This window comes from Streptomyces sp. x-19 (genome assembly GCF_046549115.1).
In the GTDB taxonomy this organism is placed as follows: domain Bacteria; phylum Actinomycetota; class Actinomycetes; order Streptomycetales; family Streptomycetaceae; genus Streptomyces; species Streptomyces albulus_C.
Genome location: NZ_JAJPWK010000002.1, coordinates 688,109 through 701,735, shown reverse-complemented (window position 1 = coordinate 701,735; position 13,627 = coordinate 688,109). Strand labels below are relative to the sequence as shown.

12 protein-coding genes are annotated in these 13,627 nt (G+C 73.0%); 5 read left to right on the top strand and 7 right to left on the bottom strand.

From position 1 onward, the window contains the following. The first annotated feature begins 19 nt into the window (after positions 1 to 19). Entirely contained in the window at positions 20 to 1,246 is a 1,227-nt protein-coding gene (locus ACLJT4_RS07790) for a serine hydrolase domain-containing protein (protein ID WP_411121543.1), read from the top strand. A 12-nt stretch (positions 1,247 to 1,258) separates the two neighbouring features. On the opposite strand, the gene ACLJT4_RS07785 is transcribed toward ACLJT4_RS07790, so the two are convergent. Next, positions 1,259 to 2,968 carry a glycerol-3-phosphate dehydrogenase/oxidase gene (locus ACLJT4_RS07785; RefSeq protein WP_411121542.1) on the bottom strand — a complete coding sequence of 570 codons (1,710 nt, stop codon included), beginning with the start codon at positions 2,966 to 2,968 and terminating at the stop codon, positions 1,259 to 1,261. Positions 2,969 to 3,219: 251 nt separating this feature from the next. Here ACLJT4_RS07785 and ACLJT4_RS07780 point away from each other — a divergent pair, with 251 nt between their 5' ends. Then, on the top strand, positions 3,220 to 4,467 hold the full coding sequence (locus ACLJT4_RS07780; RefSeq protein ID WP_411121541.1) for a nucleotide sugar dehydrogenase: 1,248 nt from the start codon (positions 3,220 to 3,222) through the stop codon (positions 4,465 to 4,467). A 257-nt stretch (positions 4,468 to 4,724) separates the two neighbouring features. On the opposite strand, the gene ACLJT4_RS07775 is transcribed toward ACLJT4_RS07780, so the two are convergent. The 4 genes from ACLJT4_RS07775 to ACLJT4_RS07760 all read right to left on the bottom strand — a co-directional run bounded on the left by ACLJT4_RS07775 (position 4,725) and on the right by ACLJT4_RS07760 (position 9,078). After that, entirely contained in the window at positions 4,725 to 5,840 is a 1,116-nt protein-coding gene (locus ACLJT4_RS07775) for a GuaB3 family IMP dehydrogenase-related protein (RefSeq protein ID WP_020929935.1), read from the bottom strand. A gap of 99 nt (positions 5,841 to 5,939) precedes the next feature. Continuing rightward, entirely contained in the window at positions 5,940 to 7,442 is a 1,503-nt protein-coding gene (gene guaB / locus ACLJT4_RS07770) for an IMP dehydrogenase (protein WP_016571316.1), read from the bottom strand. Positions 7,443 to 7,611: 169 nt separating this feature from the next. Next, positions 7,612 to 8,187 carry a sigma-70 family RNA polymerase sigma factor gene (locus ACLJT4_RS07765; RefSeq protein WP_275464174.1) on the bottom strand — a complete coding sequence of 192 codons (576 nt, stop codon included), beginning with the start codon at positions 8,185 to 8,187 and terminating at the stop codon, positions 7,612 to 7,614. A gap of 279 nt (positions 8,188 to 8,466) precedes the next feature. After that, positions 8,467 to 9,078 (bottom strand): response regulator transcription factor, encoded by a 612-nt coding sequence (locus ACLJT4_RS07760; RefSeq protein ID WP_003948568.1) that lies wholly within the window; start codon positions 9,076 to 9,078, stop codon positions 8,467 to 8,469. Between the two features lie 382 nt (positions 9,079 to 9,460). Between ACLJT4_RS07760 and ACLJT4_RS07755 the strand changes: the two genes are divergently transcribed. Beyond that, positions 9,461 to 9,793 carry a WhiB family transcriptional regulator gene (locus tag ACLJT4_RS07755; protein WP_016571318.1) on the top strand — a complete coding sequence of 111 codons (333 nt, stop codon included), beginning with the start codon at positions 9,461 to 9,463 and terminating at the stop codon, positions 9,791 to 9,793. An 86-nt stretch (positions 9,794 to 9,879) separates the two neighbouring features. Here the strand turns inward: ACLJT4_RS07755 and ACLJT4_RS07750 are convergent, their stop codons facing one another. Then, complete coding sequence (locus ACLJT4_RS07750) at positions 9,880 to 10,791, bottom strand: LysR family transcriptional regulator (protein ID WP_016571319.1); 912 nt, start codon at positions 10,789 to 10,791, stop codon at positions 9,880 to 9,882. Between the two features lie 78 nt (positions 10,792 to 10,869). Between ACLJT4_RS07750 and ACLJT4_RS07745 the strand changes: the two genes are divergently transcribed. Beyond that, the gene (locus ACLJT4_RS07745; protein ID WP_411121540.1) at positions 10,870 to 11,541 is read left to right on the top strand and encodes an MOSC domain-containing protein; all 672 of its coding nucleotides are present in this window, start codon (positions 10,870 to 10,872) and stop codon (positions 11,539 to 11,541) included. 66 nt (positions 11,542 to 11,607) lie between these two features. Here the strand turns inward: ACLJT4_RS07745 and ACLJT4_RS07740 are convergent, their stop codons facing one another. Continuing rightward, entirely contained in the window at positions 11,608 to 12,381 is a 774-nt protein-coding gene (locus ACLJT4_RS07740; RefSeq protein ID WP_411121539.1) for an SDR family NAD(P)-dependent oxidoreductase, read from the bottom strand. Between the two features lie 180 nt (positions 12,382 to 12,561). Here ACLJT4_RS07740 and ACLJT4_RS07735 point away from each other — a divergent pair, with 180 nt between their 5' ends. Beyond that, positions 12,562 to 13,572 carry a hydroxyacid dehydrogenase gene (locus ACLJT4_RS07735; RefSeq protein ID WP_411121538.1) on the top strand — a complete coding sequence of 337 codons (1,011 nt, stop codon included), beginning with the start codon at positions 12,562 to 12,564 and terminating at the stop codon, positions 13,570 to 13,572. Positions 13,573 to 13,627 lie beyond the last annotated feature (55 nt).

Here is a 13,627-nt window from a genome sequence, read left to right as displayed (position 1 = left end):
CCGACGACGGGAGATCTTTTTGCCCCTCCGCCCGCACCGCCCGGCCGCGCCGGGCCCGTCGCGCCCGTCCGCCCGCACCACCGTGGCCACCCTGGCCGCCCTGCTCCTGACGGCGTGTTCGAGCACCCCGCCGGCCGCCGTGCGCCCCCCGACCGCGCCCCGGCCGCCGGCGTCCACGGCGTTCGCACTGCACCGCCTGGTGGCCGACGGCGCACCCGGCGCGGCCTCGTTGGTCACCCGGGACGGCCGCCTCGGCGCCTCGCGGTTCGCCGCGGTCGGTGTGGCCGATGTGCGCAGCGGCCGGAAAATGGGCCGCCTGGACCGCTTCCGGGCCGGCAGCCTCACCAAGACCCTGGTCGCGACGGTGGTCCTGCAACTCGTCGGGGAGGGCCGGCTCCGGCTGGACGACCGGGCCGCCGACCACCTGCCGCCCGGCGTGCCGCTGACCGGCGCGGGTGGCGCGAGTGACCTGCGCCGGGTGACGGTCCACCAACTGCTCGACCACACGAGCGGCCTGTTCAACTACACCGAGGACCCGCACCTCGCCGAGCAGCTGTACGGCGCCGGCTTCCCGGCCCACCGCTACGACCGCTACACCCCCGCCGAGCTGCTGCGAGTCGCCCTCGACCACCCGCCGACCGCCCCGCCCGGCGCCCGCTACGCCTACTCCAACACCAACTACCTGGTCCTCGGCCTGCTCATCCAGGGCGCCACCGGCCACCCGTACGCCGACGAGCTGCGGCGCCGCATCCTGACCCCGTACGGCCTGACCGGCACCTCGTTCCCCGGCAACAGCGCGGCCCTGCCCGCACCGCACGGCCGCGGCTACTCCCGGATCGACGGCCGCCAGGTGGACAGCACCACCCTCAACCCCAGCCGGGCGGGTGCCGCCGGCGAGATGGTCACCACGCTGGTCGACCTCAACCGGTTCTTCGCCGCGCTGCTCGGCGGCAAGCTGCTGGCGCCCCGCCAGATGACCGAGCTGCGCAGCGAACAGGCCACCGGCGGCCGGTACGGCCTGGGCGTCTACGCCACCCGCCTGCCCTGCGGGGTGACCGTCTGGGGCCACAACGGCGACATCAACGGCTCCTACGCCCAGACCGCGGGCACCACCGACGGCCGGCACCTGGTCAGCTACCGCCTCAACACCGACGCCCCGACCGGCCGGACCGACGGCACCGCCGTCCTGACCGCCGAGTTCTGCCCGTCCCGCGGCCGACCGGACCGACCGGACCGACCGGACTGACCGGACCGGCGGCTACGTCAGCGGCACGATGTCCGGCGCGCCCAGCCGGGCCGCATCGGCCGTCAGGTCGTCGGGCTGCCGCTGCGATTCGCGCTCCGCCTCCACCCGCTTCTCGTAGTGCGCGACCTCCTTGTCGACCTGCGCGGCGTCCCAGCCCAGGGCCGGCGCCATCAGCTCGGCCGCCTCCCGGGCGCTGCGGGTGCCGCGGTCGAAGGTCTCGATGGAGATCCGGGTGCGCCGGGTCAACACGTCGTCGAGGTGCCGGGCGCCCTCGTGCGTGCACGCGTAGACCACCTCGGCGCGCAGGTAGTCGTCGGCCCCGGCGAGCGGCCGGCCGAGCGCGGGATCGGCCACCACCAGCTCCAACAGCTCCTCGGCCAGCGATCCGTAACGGTTCAGCAGGTGCTCTATCCGGGCCACGTGCAGTCCGGTCCGGGCGGCGATCCGGGCCCGCGCGTTCCACAGCGCCCGGTAGCCCTCGGCGCCGACCAACGGCACGTCCTCGGTGACGCACTCGGCGACCCGCGCGTCGAGCGCGTGCACCGCCTCGTCCACCGCGTCCTTGGCCATCACCCGGTACGTCGTGTACTTGCCGCCCGCGACGACCACCAGGCCCGGCACCGGGTGGGCGACGGTGTGCTCCCGCGACAGCTTGCTGGTGGCGTCCGACTCGCCGGCCAGCAGCGGCCGCAGCCCGGCGTAGACGCCCTCCACGTCGTCCCGGGTGAGCGGCGTGGCCAGCACCGAGTTCACGTGCTCCAGCAGGTAGTCGATGTCGGCGCTGGAGGCCGCCGGGTGCGCCTTGTCCAGGTCCCAGTCGGTGTCCGTGGTGCCGATGATCCAGTGCCGCCCCCACGGGATGACGAAGAGCACGCTCTTCTCCGTCCGCAGGATCAGCCCGGTGGTGGAGTGGATCCGGTCCTTGGGCACGACCAGGTGGATGCCCTTGGACGCCCGCACGTGGAACTGGCCGCGCTCCCCGATCAGCGCCTGGGTGTCGTCGGTCCACACGCCCGTCGCGTTGACGACCTGCCGGGCCCGGATCTCGTGCGCCACCCCGCCCTCGACGTCCTGCACCCGCGCGCCGACCACCCGCTCACCCTCGCGCAGGAAGCCCACCACCCGCGCCCGGTTGGCGACGTGCGCCCCGTAGGCGGCGGCGGTACGCACCAGGGTGGTGACGTAGCGCGCGTCGTCCATCTGCGCGTCGTAGTACTGCAACGCCCCGACCAGCGCGTCCTTGCGCAGACAGGGCGCCACCCGCAGCGCCCGGCGGTGCGAGAGGTGGCGGTGGACGGGCAGCCCCCGGCCGTGGCCGGACGACACCGACATCGCGTCGTAGAGCGCCACGCCGGAGCCGGCGTACCAGCGCTCCCAGCCCTTGTGCTGGAGCGGGTAGAGGAACGGGACCGGTTTGACCAGATGGGGCGCCAGCCGCTGGAGCAGCAGCCCGCGCTCCTTCAACGCCTCCCGCACCAGCGCGAAGTCCAGCATCTCCAGGTAGCGCAGGCCGCCGTGGATGAGCTTGCTCGACCGGCTGGAGGTGCCCGACGCCCAGTCACGGGCCTCGACCAGCCCGGTGTCCAGCCCGCGGGTGGCGGCGTCCAGGGCGGTGCCGGCGCCGACCACGCCGGCGCCGACCACCAGCACGTCCAGTTCCCGCTCCGCCATCTGGGTGAGTGCCTTGGCGCGCTGCGCCGGTCCGAGTGTCGCTGTCTTCACCACTGCCTCCCGCTGTGATTCGGAACTGGACCCCCCGTCCGTCGATTCTGTCCGCGCCTGGTTCCGGCAACCGCCTTCCGTTCGCGGTGGCAACACCCGACCAGCTTGATCCACCAATACCCATTCTGGGTCAAATATCCGCTTAGTCTACTTATGCCACTTCGGTGGTCGGCCCGCCCGCGCGGCGCCCGACCGCCGCGAGGACACCGCGCAGGGCACCCACACACTCGCTCGGGAAGGACGGCCGCAGCATGCCCGCAGATCTCGCCGTCATCGGACTCGGACACCTGGGTCTCCCCCTCGCCCAGGCCGCCACCGCCGCCGGCCTCACCACCATCGGCTACGACCCCGATCCCCGCGCGGCCGCCCTCCCCGGCGCCGGCGGCCCGCTGTCCGCCACCGAGGTCCGCCGCCTCATCGCCGCCGGCTTCCGCACCACCACCGACCCCGGAGCGCTCGGCCGGGTCCGCACCGCCGTCCTCTGCACCCCCACCCCGGTCGACGAGGACCGCACCCTGGACCTGTCGGCCCTCGCCGAGGCGGCCCGCACGCTGGCCACCCGCCTGCGCCCGCACACCACCGTCATCCTCGAATCGGCCGGCTACCCGGGCACCACCGAGGACGTCCTGCGGCCCCTGCTGGAAGCGGGCTCCGGCCTCACCGCCGGCCGCGACTTCCACCTCGCCTGCTCCCCCGCCCGCCACGACCCCGGCAACCGCACCCACCGCTACCGCAACACCCCGAAGGTCATCGGCGGCCTCACCCCCGCCTGCACCGAGGCCGCCGCCGCCTTCTACGGCCGGCTCACCGACAAGGTGGTCCGCGCCCGCGGCCCCCGCGAGGCGGAGACCGCCCACCTGCTGGAGACCAACTACCGGCACATCAACATCGCCCTGATGAACGAGATGGCGGTCTACTGCCACGAGATCGGCGTCGACCTGTGGGACGTCATCCGCTGCGCCGAGACCAAGCCGTTCGGCTTCCAGTCCTTCCGCCCCGGCCCCGGCGTCGGCGGCCACGCCGCGCCCCTCGACCCCAACCTCAGCCCCCCGCACAGCCGTTCGACCGGCGCCCCGCTCCGGATGGTGGAACTCGCCCGGGAGATCAACGACCGGATGCCGGCCTACGTCATCCAGCGCTGCACCACGCTCCTCAACGAGCACGGCAAATCCGCCCGCGGCGCCCGCATCCTGCTGCTCGGCGTCACCTACAAGCCCGACCTCGCCGACCTGGCCGGCACCCCCGCCCGCGAGGTCGCCGCCCGCCTGCGCACCCTGGGCGCCCACCTCACGTACCACGACCCCTACGTCCCGCGGTGGGAGGTCGACGGCCGCCCGGTCCCCCGCGCCGAGTCCCTCTACGACGCCGCCTCCGCCGCCGACCTGACGGTGCTGCTCCAACCGCACCGCACCTACGACCTCCAGGGCCTGGCCGTCAAGGCCCCACTCCTCCTGGACACCCGCGGCGCCACCCCCACCGGCGCCGCCCACCGCCTCTGAACACGACGAAGCCCGGCCGCGCAGCAGCACACGACCGGGCTCTCTCCCCCCACCGGTGGAAGCCGCCACACAACGGAAGGGGTCAGGTCTCCGGTGCGGGTCGTTCGGACGTAAAGCGCAGCAGTCCGAACGACCCGCACCGGAGACCTGACCCCGAACCCCTCCACGAGCGAGAGCCACCCCACCACGCGCGAGGGCCGCCCCGCACAAGACGGAGCGGCCCGACGCACGGCGGAAAAGCCGACGACGCGGTGCGACTACCGCCCCGGCGCCACCGTGACCTCCACCCGCTGGAACTCCTTCAGCTCGGAGTACCCGGTGGTGGCCATCGCCCGACGCAGCGCGCCGAAGAAGTTCATCGTCCCGTCCGGCGTGGTCGACGGCCCGCAGAGGATCTCCTCCGTCGTGCCGACCGCACCGAGGTCCACCCGCTTGCCGCGCGGCACGTCCTCGTGGACCGCCTCCATGCCCCAGTGGTGGCCACGGCCCGGCGCGTCCGTCGCGCGCGCCAGCGGCGAACCCATCATCACCGCGTCCGCACCGCAGGCGATCGCCTTGGGCAGGTCGCCGGAGTAGCCCACGCCACCGTCGGCGATCACGTGCACGTACCGGCCGCCGGACTCGTCCATGTAGTCCCGGCGGGCGGCGGCGACGTCGGCCACCGCGGTCGCCATCGGCACCTGGATGCCCAGGACGTTGCGGGTGGTGTGCGCCGCCCCGCCGCCGAAGCCGACCAGCACGCCCGCCGCGCCGGTCCGCATCAGGTGCAGCGCAGCGGTGTACGTCGCGCAACCGCCGACGATCACCGGCACGTCCAGCTCGTAGATGAACTGCTTGAGGTTCAGCGGCTCGGCGGCGCTGGAGACGTGCTCGGCGGAGACCGTCGTCCCGCGGATCACGAAGATGTCCACGCCGGCGTCCACGACCGCCTTGGAGAACTGCGCGGTGCGCTGCGGGGAGAGCGCGGCGGCGGTGACGACACCGGCCTCGCGCACCTCCTTGATCCGCTGCCCGATCAGCTCTTCCTTGATCGGCGCGGCGTAGATCTCCTGGAGCCGCTTGGTGGCGGTGGCACCGTCCAGCTCCGCGATCTCCGCGAGCAGCGACTCGGGGTCCTCGTAGCGGGTCCACAGCCCTTCGAGGTTGAGCACTCCCAGACCGCCCAGCTCACCGATGCGGATCGCGGTCTGCGGGGAGACCACCGAGTCCATCGGGGCCGCCAGGAAGGGCAGCTCGAAGCGGTAGGCGTCGATCTGCCAGGCGATCGAGACCTCCTTCGGGTCGCGGGTGCGCCGACTGGGTACCACGGCGATGTCGTCGAACGCGTATGCCCGGCGGCCGCGCTTGCCGCGCCCGATCTCGATCTCAGTCACTGGTTCTGCCTTCCTACGGATACGCCCCCAGTATCCCCGACGGGGAAGACTGGGGGCGCATCCGGCCGCCGCTCGGCGGAGCGGACGGCGAGGGGGGCGTCAGCTGCGCGCGTAGTTGGGCGCCTCGGTGACCATCTGCACGTCGTGCGGGTGGCTCTCCTTCAGACCGGCTGCGGTGATCCGCACGAACCGGCCCTTCTCCTTGAGCTCCGGGACGTCGGCCGACCCGACGTACCCCATGGAGGCGCGCAGGCCGCCGACGAGCTGGTGCGCGACCGAGGCCAGCGGGCCGCGGTAGGGCACCTGACCCTCGATGCCCTCCGGCACCAGCTTGTCCTCGGAGAGCACGTTGTCCTGGAAGTAGCGGTCCTTCGAGAACGACTGCGCCTGGCCGCGCGACTGCATCGCGCCCAGCGAGCCCATGCCCCGGTAGGACTTGAACTGCTTGCCGTTGACGAAGACCATCTCGCCCGGCGACTCCTCGCAGCCGGCCAGCAGCGAACCGAGCATCACGGTGTCCGCACCGGCCGCGATCGCCTTGGCGATGTCACCGGAGAACTGCAGACCACCGTCGCCGATCAGCGGCACGCCCGCCGCGTGGCACGCCTGCGCGGCCTCGTAGATCGCGGTGACCTGCGGGACGCCGATGCCGGCGACCACCCGCGTGGTGCAGATGGAGCCGGGGCCGACGCCGACCTTCACGCCGTCCACGCCCGCGTCGATCAGCGCCTGGGCGCCCTCGCGGGTGGCGACGTTGCCGCCGACGACGTCGACGCTGATGTTGGACTTGACCTTGGAGATCATGTCGAGGATGCCGCGGCTGTGGCCGTGCGCGCTGTCGATGACCAGGAAGTCCGCGCCCGCCTCGACCAGCGCCTGCGCCCGGTCGTAGGCGGAGTCGCCGACGCCCACCGCGGCACCGACGATCAGCCGGCCCTCAGCGTCCTTCGCGGCGTTCGGGTACTTCTCCGCCTTGACGAAGTCCTTGACCGTGATCAGGCCCTTGAGCACGCCCGCGTCGTCGACCAGCGGCAGCTTCTCGATCTTGTGGCGGCGCAGCAGCTCGATGGCGTCCTCGCCCGAGATGCCGACCTTGCCGGTGACCAGCGGCATCGGCGTCATGACCTCGCGGACCTGACGGCTGCGGTCCATCTCGAAGGCCATGTCGCGGTTGGTCACGATGCCCAGCAGCTTGCCCGCGGCGTCGGTGACCGGCACCCCGCTGATCCGGAACTTGGCGCACAGCGCGTCCGCCTCGGTCAGCGGCGCGTCCGGCCGGACCGTGATCGGGTCGGTGACCATGCCGGACTCGGAGCGCTTGACCAGGTCGACCTGGTTGGCCTGGTCCTCGATCGACAGGTTGCGGTGCAGGACGCCCGCACCGCCCTGACGCGCCATGGCGATCGCCATCCGCGCCTCGGTGACCTTGTCCATCGCGGCGGAGAGCAGCGGAATGTTCACCCGGACGTTCCGCGAGACGCGGGACGCGGTGTTCACGGTGTTGGGCAGGACCTCCGACGCGCCGGGCAGCAGCAGCACGTCGTCGTATGTCAGCCCGAGCATGGCGAATTTGGCGGGCATACCCTCGACGTTGTCACTCATGACACCTTCCCCAATGCTCTTGCCTCAGCGCGGACTCCCATGCTAACGGCCTTGTAGGGTGTCCCATTCCACGAGCACTGAGGGGCTCGTCACTCGTGCTTTCCTACGGCGACTTCCCGCCGCACGCAGGGCGAATTCGCGGCACGTCGGACGGTGCACGCTCCGTGGACTACTGCTCGGCCAACGCCCGCAGCCTGCTCAGTGCGCGGTGCTGGGCGACCCGCACCGCGCCGGGCGACATCCCCAGCATCTGCCCGGTCTCCTCGGCCGTGAGCCCCACCGCCACCCGCAGCAGGACCAGCTCCCGCTGGTTCTCCGGCAGGTTGGCCAGCAGCTTCTTGGCCCATTCGGCGTCGCTGCTCAGCAGCGCCCGCTCCTCGGGGCCCAGCGAGTCGTCCGGCTGCTCGGGCATCTCGTCCGACGGCACGGCCGTACTGCCCGGGTGCCGCATCGCGGCCCGCTGGAGATCGGCGACCTTGTGCCCGGCGATGGCGAAGACGAACGCCTCGAAGGGCTTGCCGGTGTCGCGGTAGCGCGGCAGCGCGCACAGCACCGCGACGCACACCTCCTGCGCCAGGTCCTCGACGAAGTGCCGGGCGTCGCCGGGCAGCCGGGACAGCCGGGTGCGGCAGTAGCGCAGGGCCAGCGGATGGACGTGGGCCAGTAGGTCGTGGGTGGCCTGCTGGTCGCCCTCGACGGCGCGTGCGACGAGAGCGCCGATCTCCTGCTTCCCGTCATCGCGCATCGGTCCATGGTGCCTTGACGGCGAACGATCCGCGGCATCAGGTCCACGCTTGTGCGCCGAAGCGTTATGCGCGGCAGGTGCGCCGGGTGTCATCTCCTGCGCCCTCCCCTCGTGCCCGAACGACCCGTCCCCGAGGAACTCCATGCCTCAAGCATGCGGCACCGCGCGGGGAATCGGGCCGCCGTGGCGCCCGCCGGCGTGCGGGGCCTCATGCCGCCCCGCCCGCCGCAGGGCGGGCGGGGATCTTCATTCCCCCGCATCGCTGCACGTCACGACGGTTCAGCGGACCAGACCCCAGCGGAAGCCGAGCGCCACGGCATGCGCCCGGTCGGAGGCGCCCAACTTCTTGAACAGCCGCCGCGCGTGCGTCTTGACGGTGTCCTCGGAGAGGAACAGCTCACGTCCGATCTCGGCGTTGGAGCGGCCGTGACTCATGCCCTCCAGCACCTGGATCTCGCGGGCGGTGAGCGTCGGTGCGGCGCCCATCTCGGCGGACCGCAGCCGGCGTGGGGCGAGCCGCCACGTCGGGTCCGCCAGGGCCTGGGTCACCGTCGCGCGCAGCTCGGCGCGCGAGGCGTCCTTGTGCAGATAGCCGCGGGCGCCGGCGGCGACCGCGAGCGCGACCCCGTCGAGGTCCTCGGCCACCGTGAGCATGATGATCCGGGCACCGGGGTCGGCGGACAGCAGCCGACGCACGGTCTCGACACCGCCGAGGCCGGGCATCCGCACGTCCATCAGAATCAGGTCCGAGCGGTCGGCCCCCCAGCGGCGGAGGACCTCCTCGCCATTGGCCGCGGTGGTCACGCGCTCGACACCGGGCACGGTCGCAACCGCCCGTCGAAGCGCCTCTCGGGCAAGCGGGGAGTCGTCGCAGACGAGGACGGATGTCATGACCGCCCTCCGCAGCTGATGCGCGTCACCTTGAGCCTCCAGGCTGGTACGTATCGTCACCTGGGCGATTGACGAACCCCTCGGACACCTGCCCGAGGGCTACCTCTGCCAACCGCCTCCGCACACTCAACGACGGTCACTCGAAAGAGTTACGGCTTCGGCGACCGAGTTCAGCACGCTCCGTGAGGAGCCGGATACGCAGACGACTCACTGAGCAGCCGGCATCCGCGCGTGCACCCTATGCCCTATTTGGCCCTGTTTCTTCCATTTTGGCGTTGACTGCGACTAGATTCGCAATGAGTCATATTTACATCTACTTAGACAGTAGATGTACCGTCGTGAGCACCGAGCCCGCTCCGCATCGCCTCCGAGGGGACACGCAATGGCAGATTTCTCCCGCCTCCCGGGCCCGAACGCAGACCTCTGGGACTGGCAGCTGCTGGCCGCTTGCCGCGGCGTGGACAGCTCGCTCTTCTTCCATCCCGAGGGCGAGCGGGGAGCGGCCCGCAGCGCGCGGGAGGCGTCGGCGAAGGAGGTCTGCATGCGCTGCCCGGTGCGGGCCCAGTGCGCGGCGCACGCGCTGGCCGTCCGGGAGCCCTACGGCGTGTGGGGCGGCCTCACCGAGGACGAGCGCGAGGAGCTCATGGGTCGGGCCCGTCACCGGATGGTCCCGGCCAGTTCGTTGCCCGGCCACGCGAGCATGCCGGGCGCCTGACCGTCGCCGCGACCCAGCGTTCGAAGAAACGTTCCTGCGCAGCTCACGACACCTCGCCCGCGCGCCCCGCCCCTCCGGGGCCCGCGTCACCGGCCCGCGGCGTCCGCCAGCTGGTCCAGCATCGCCCCGACCGCGGGCACGTGCGCCAGGTCCGGCAGGGTGAGCGCGACGATCTCACGGTGCACGGCCGGCTCCATACGGACCGTCGCCGCCCCCTTGGGCCGCACCGACTCCAGGGTCAGCTCGGGCAGCGCCGCGACCCCCAGCCCCGCCCCGACCAGGCCGATCACCGCCGGATAGTCGTCGGTGGCGAAGTCGATGCGCGGGGTGAACCCGACCCGCTCGCAGACCTCGACCAGGTGCGTGCGGCAGCGCGGGCAGCCCGCGATCCACGGCTCGTCGGCCAGGTCCGCGAAGCGCGCGGTGCCGGCCCGTGCCAGCCGGTGGCCCTCCGGCACCAGCCCCACCAGCCGGTCGGACAGGACCGGCCGGACCACCAGGTCGGCCCACTCCGCCCCGGCGGACGGATCGGCGCCGGGCACCTCCGGGTAGCGGAAGGCCAGCGCGATCTCGCAGTCGCCGTTGCGCAACAGGTCGATCGAGCGCGGCGGTTCGGCCTCGTCCAGCGACACCCGGACGCGCGGGTGCGCGGCCCGCATCTTGGCCAGCGCGGTCGGCACCAGCGTCGAGCTCCCCGACGGGAACGACACCAGTCGCACCCGCCCCGCGCGCAGCCCCGCGATCGCCGCGACCTCGTCCTCGGCCGCGGTGAGCCCCGCCAGGATGCCGACCGCGTGCCGGACCAGGGCTTCACCCGCGTGCGTCAACCGCATCTCGCGTCCCGTGCGCACCAGCAGCGGGGTGCCGACGGACTGCTCCAGGGCCTTCATCTGCTGACTGACCGCGGGCTGGGTGCAGCCGAGTTCCCGTGCGGCGGCGGAGAAGGAACCGGTCCGGGCCACGGCGCGCAGCACCCGCAGATGACGAGCTTCGATCACCCTTCAAGCATAAGCGAATCTTGGACAGACCGTGAAAAATCGAAAGACGCCTTTTGCCGGATGTCTTACCGTACGGACATGAACGCGAAGCTGCTGTCCGTGAACGTGGGGCGGGCCTTCGCCGCTCCGTACACCTCCGCCGAGGGCGGCACCGGCATCGACAAGCGCCCCGTGACCGGCCCCGTCGCGGTGTCGGCCCCCGGTCCCAAGGGCATCGGCGGCAGCGGCCTCGCCGGCGACGCGGTGGTGGACCGGCGCCACCACGGCGGCGACGACCAGGCCGTCTACGCCTACGCCCGCGAGGACCTCGACGACTGGCAGCGGCAGCTGGACCGCACACTGCCCAACGGCGTCTTCGGCGAGAACCTCACCACCACCGGCCTGGAAGTCACCGACGCCCGCATCGGCGAACGCTGGCGCGTCGGGCCCGAGGTGTTGCTGGAGGTCACCTGCCCGCGGATCCCCTGCCGCACGTTCCAGGGCTGGCTGGACGAGCGCGGCTGGATCAAGCGGTTCACCGCGGCCGCGACGCCGGGCGCGTACCTGCGGGTGCTCCAGGCCGGGGAGATCCGGGTCGGCGACCCGGTGCGCGTCGAGCACCGGCCCGACCACGACGTCACCGTCGCGCTGATGTTCCGCGCCCTGACCACCCGGCGCGAACTGCTGCCGCGCCTGTTGGAAGCGGGCGATCCGCTGCCGGCGGAGGCCCGGGCGACCGTGCTGAAGCACCGTGCGCGGACGGCGAACTGACGCCCCGGGGCCCGGCCGCCCGGGCCCCGGGGCGCACCGCCTCCCGACAGGCGTGCGGCAACTCCCCTACTGAGGACCGTACTTGCGTCCCGTGCGCGAGGTGAGTCCGCCGAGCAGGCCGCGCGGCGCCAGCTTCACGGCGCCCATCAGGGCCTTGTAGCGCGGGTCCGGGACGGACAGCGACTTGCCGCGCGCCAGGTCCTTCATGGCCGCGTCGACGAGGTTGTCCGCGTCGAGCCACATCCAGCCCGGGATGTTGTCCGTCCCCATCCCGGCCCGCTGGTGGAACTCGGTCCGCACGAAGCCCGGGCACAGCGCCATCAGGCGCACCCCGCTGCCGGCCAGGTCGCGGGCGGCGCCCTGGGTGAACTGCACGACCCACGCCTTGCTCGCGCCGTACGTGCCGCGCGGGACGAACGCCGCGACCGAGGCCACGTTCACCACGGCGCCGCGCCGGCGCTCGCGCATCCCCCGCGCCGCGGCCGTGGTCAGCCGCAGCACGGCCTCGCAGTGCACCTTGAGCATCGCCAGCTCGTCGGCCATCGGGACTTCGAGGTACTCGCCCTTGTTGCCGAAGCCGGCGTTGTTGACCAGCAGGTCCACCGGGTGCTTGGGGTCCGTCAGGCGCGCCTCGACGGCGGCGATCCCCTCTTCGGTCGCCAGGTCGGCGCTGAGCACCTCCGCCTCGATCCCGTGCCGGTCGTGCAGTTCGGTGGCCTGCTCGCGGAGCCGCTTCTCGTCGCGGGCCACCAGCACCACGCTGTGCCCGTCGCCCGCGAGCCGACGGGCGAACGCGGCGCCGATGCCGGCCGTCGCTCCTGTGATCAGTGCAGTCGTCATACCGGAACGGTAGCGGGGCGGCGGGGCGTGTCCCGTGGTGGCCGGGGTGGCGTGTGGTCTTCCGGTGGGGTGCGGCGGCGCGCCGCCGATGGGATTGCCCGCCCTTTCGACGGGCAGTCAGCAACCGCCGGGGCGGCGGGAGCCGCACGCCGCCCGCCATCACGCAGGAGGAGTCGACAGATGCGCCCAGCCCTTCTTCTGGCCATGGGGCCAGGCATCGCCGAACGGCTGCTCGGGCCGTCGCAGCGGGCCCGGTTGGCCCGCCTGGTCCGTACGGACGACCGGCTCGTCGCGCACGACCTGGCCGCGGCGGAGCCCGCGGTCGCGGCGGCCCTGGCCACCGCGGAGGTGCTGCTGACCTGCTGGGGCGCGCCGCCGCTGACCGCCCGGGTGCTGGCCGCGGCGCCCCGGCTGCGGGCCGTCGTGCACGCCGCCGGGTCGGTCAAGGGCCATGTCACCGACGCCTGTTGGGACCGTGGCGTCGTCGTCAGCTCGGCCGCCGCGGCGAACGCGCGGCCGGTCGCGGAGTACACCCTGGCCGCCATCCTGTTCGCCAACAAACGGGTGCTGCCCGCCGCGCACCGCTACCGCACCCTGCGCACCCGGCACGACTGGCTGCGCGAGCTGGACGGTGCCGGCAACCACGACCGCACGGTGGGGATCGTCGGCGCCTCCCGCATCGGCCGCCGCGTCATCGAACTGCTGCGCCCGTTCGCGCTGCGGGTGCTGCTGCACGATCCGTTCGTGACCGCCCAGGAGGCGGCGCGGTGGGGCGTGCGGAAGGTCGCGCTGGCCGAGCTGTGCGCGGGCAGCGACGTGGTGAGCGTGCACGCGCCGGAGGTGCCCGCCACCCGGCACCTGATCGGCGCCCGCGAGCTGGCCCTGATGCCGGACGGGGCGACGCTGGTCAACACCTCGCGCGGGTCCCTCGTCGACGGGGCGGCGCTGCTCGCCGAGCTGTCCAGCGGCCGGCTCGGCGCGGTGCTGGACGTCACCGAGCCCGAACTCCCGCCCGCCGACTCCCCGTTGTACGACCTGCCGAACGTGCTGCTCACCCCGCACATCGCCGGTTCGTTGGGCACCGAGCTGCACCGGATGGCCGACCACGCCCTGGACGAGCTGGAACGGTACGCGGCGGGGCGGCCGTTCGCGGATCCGGTGCGGCGGGAGGGGCTGGGCCACTCGGCCTGACGCACCGCCGTTCCCCGGTACCCGGCGGGGCGCCGGACGCGGGCGAGGCCCGGTC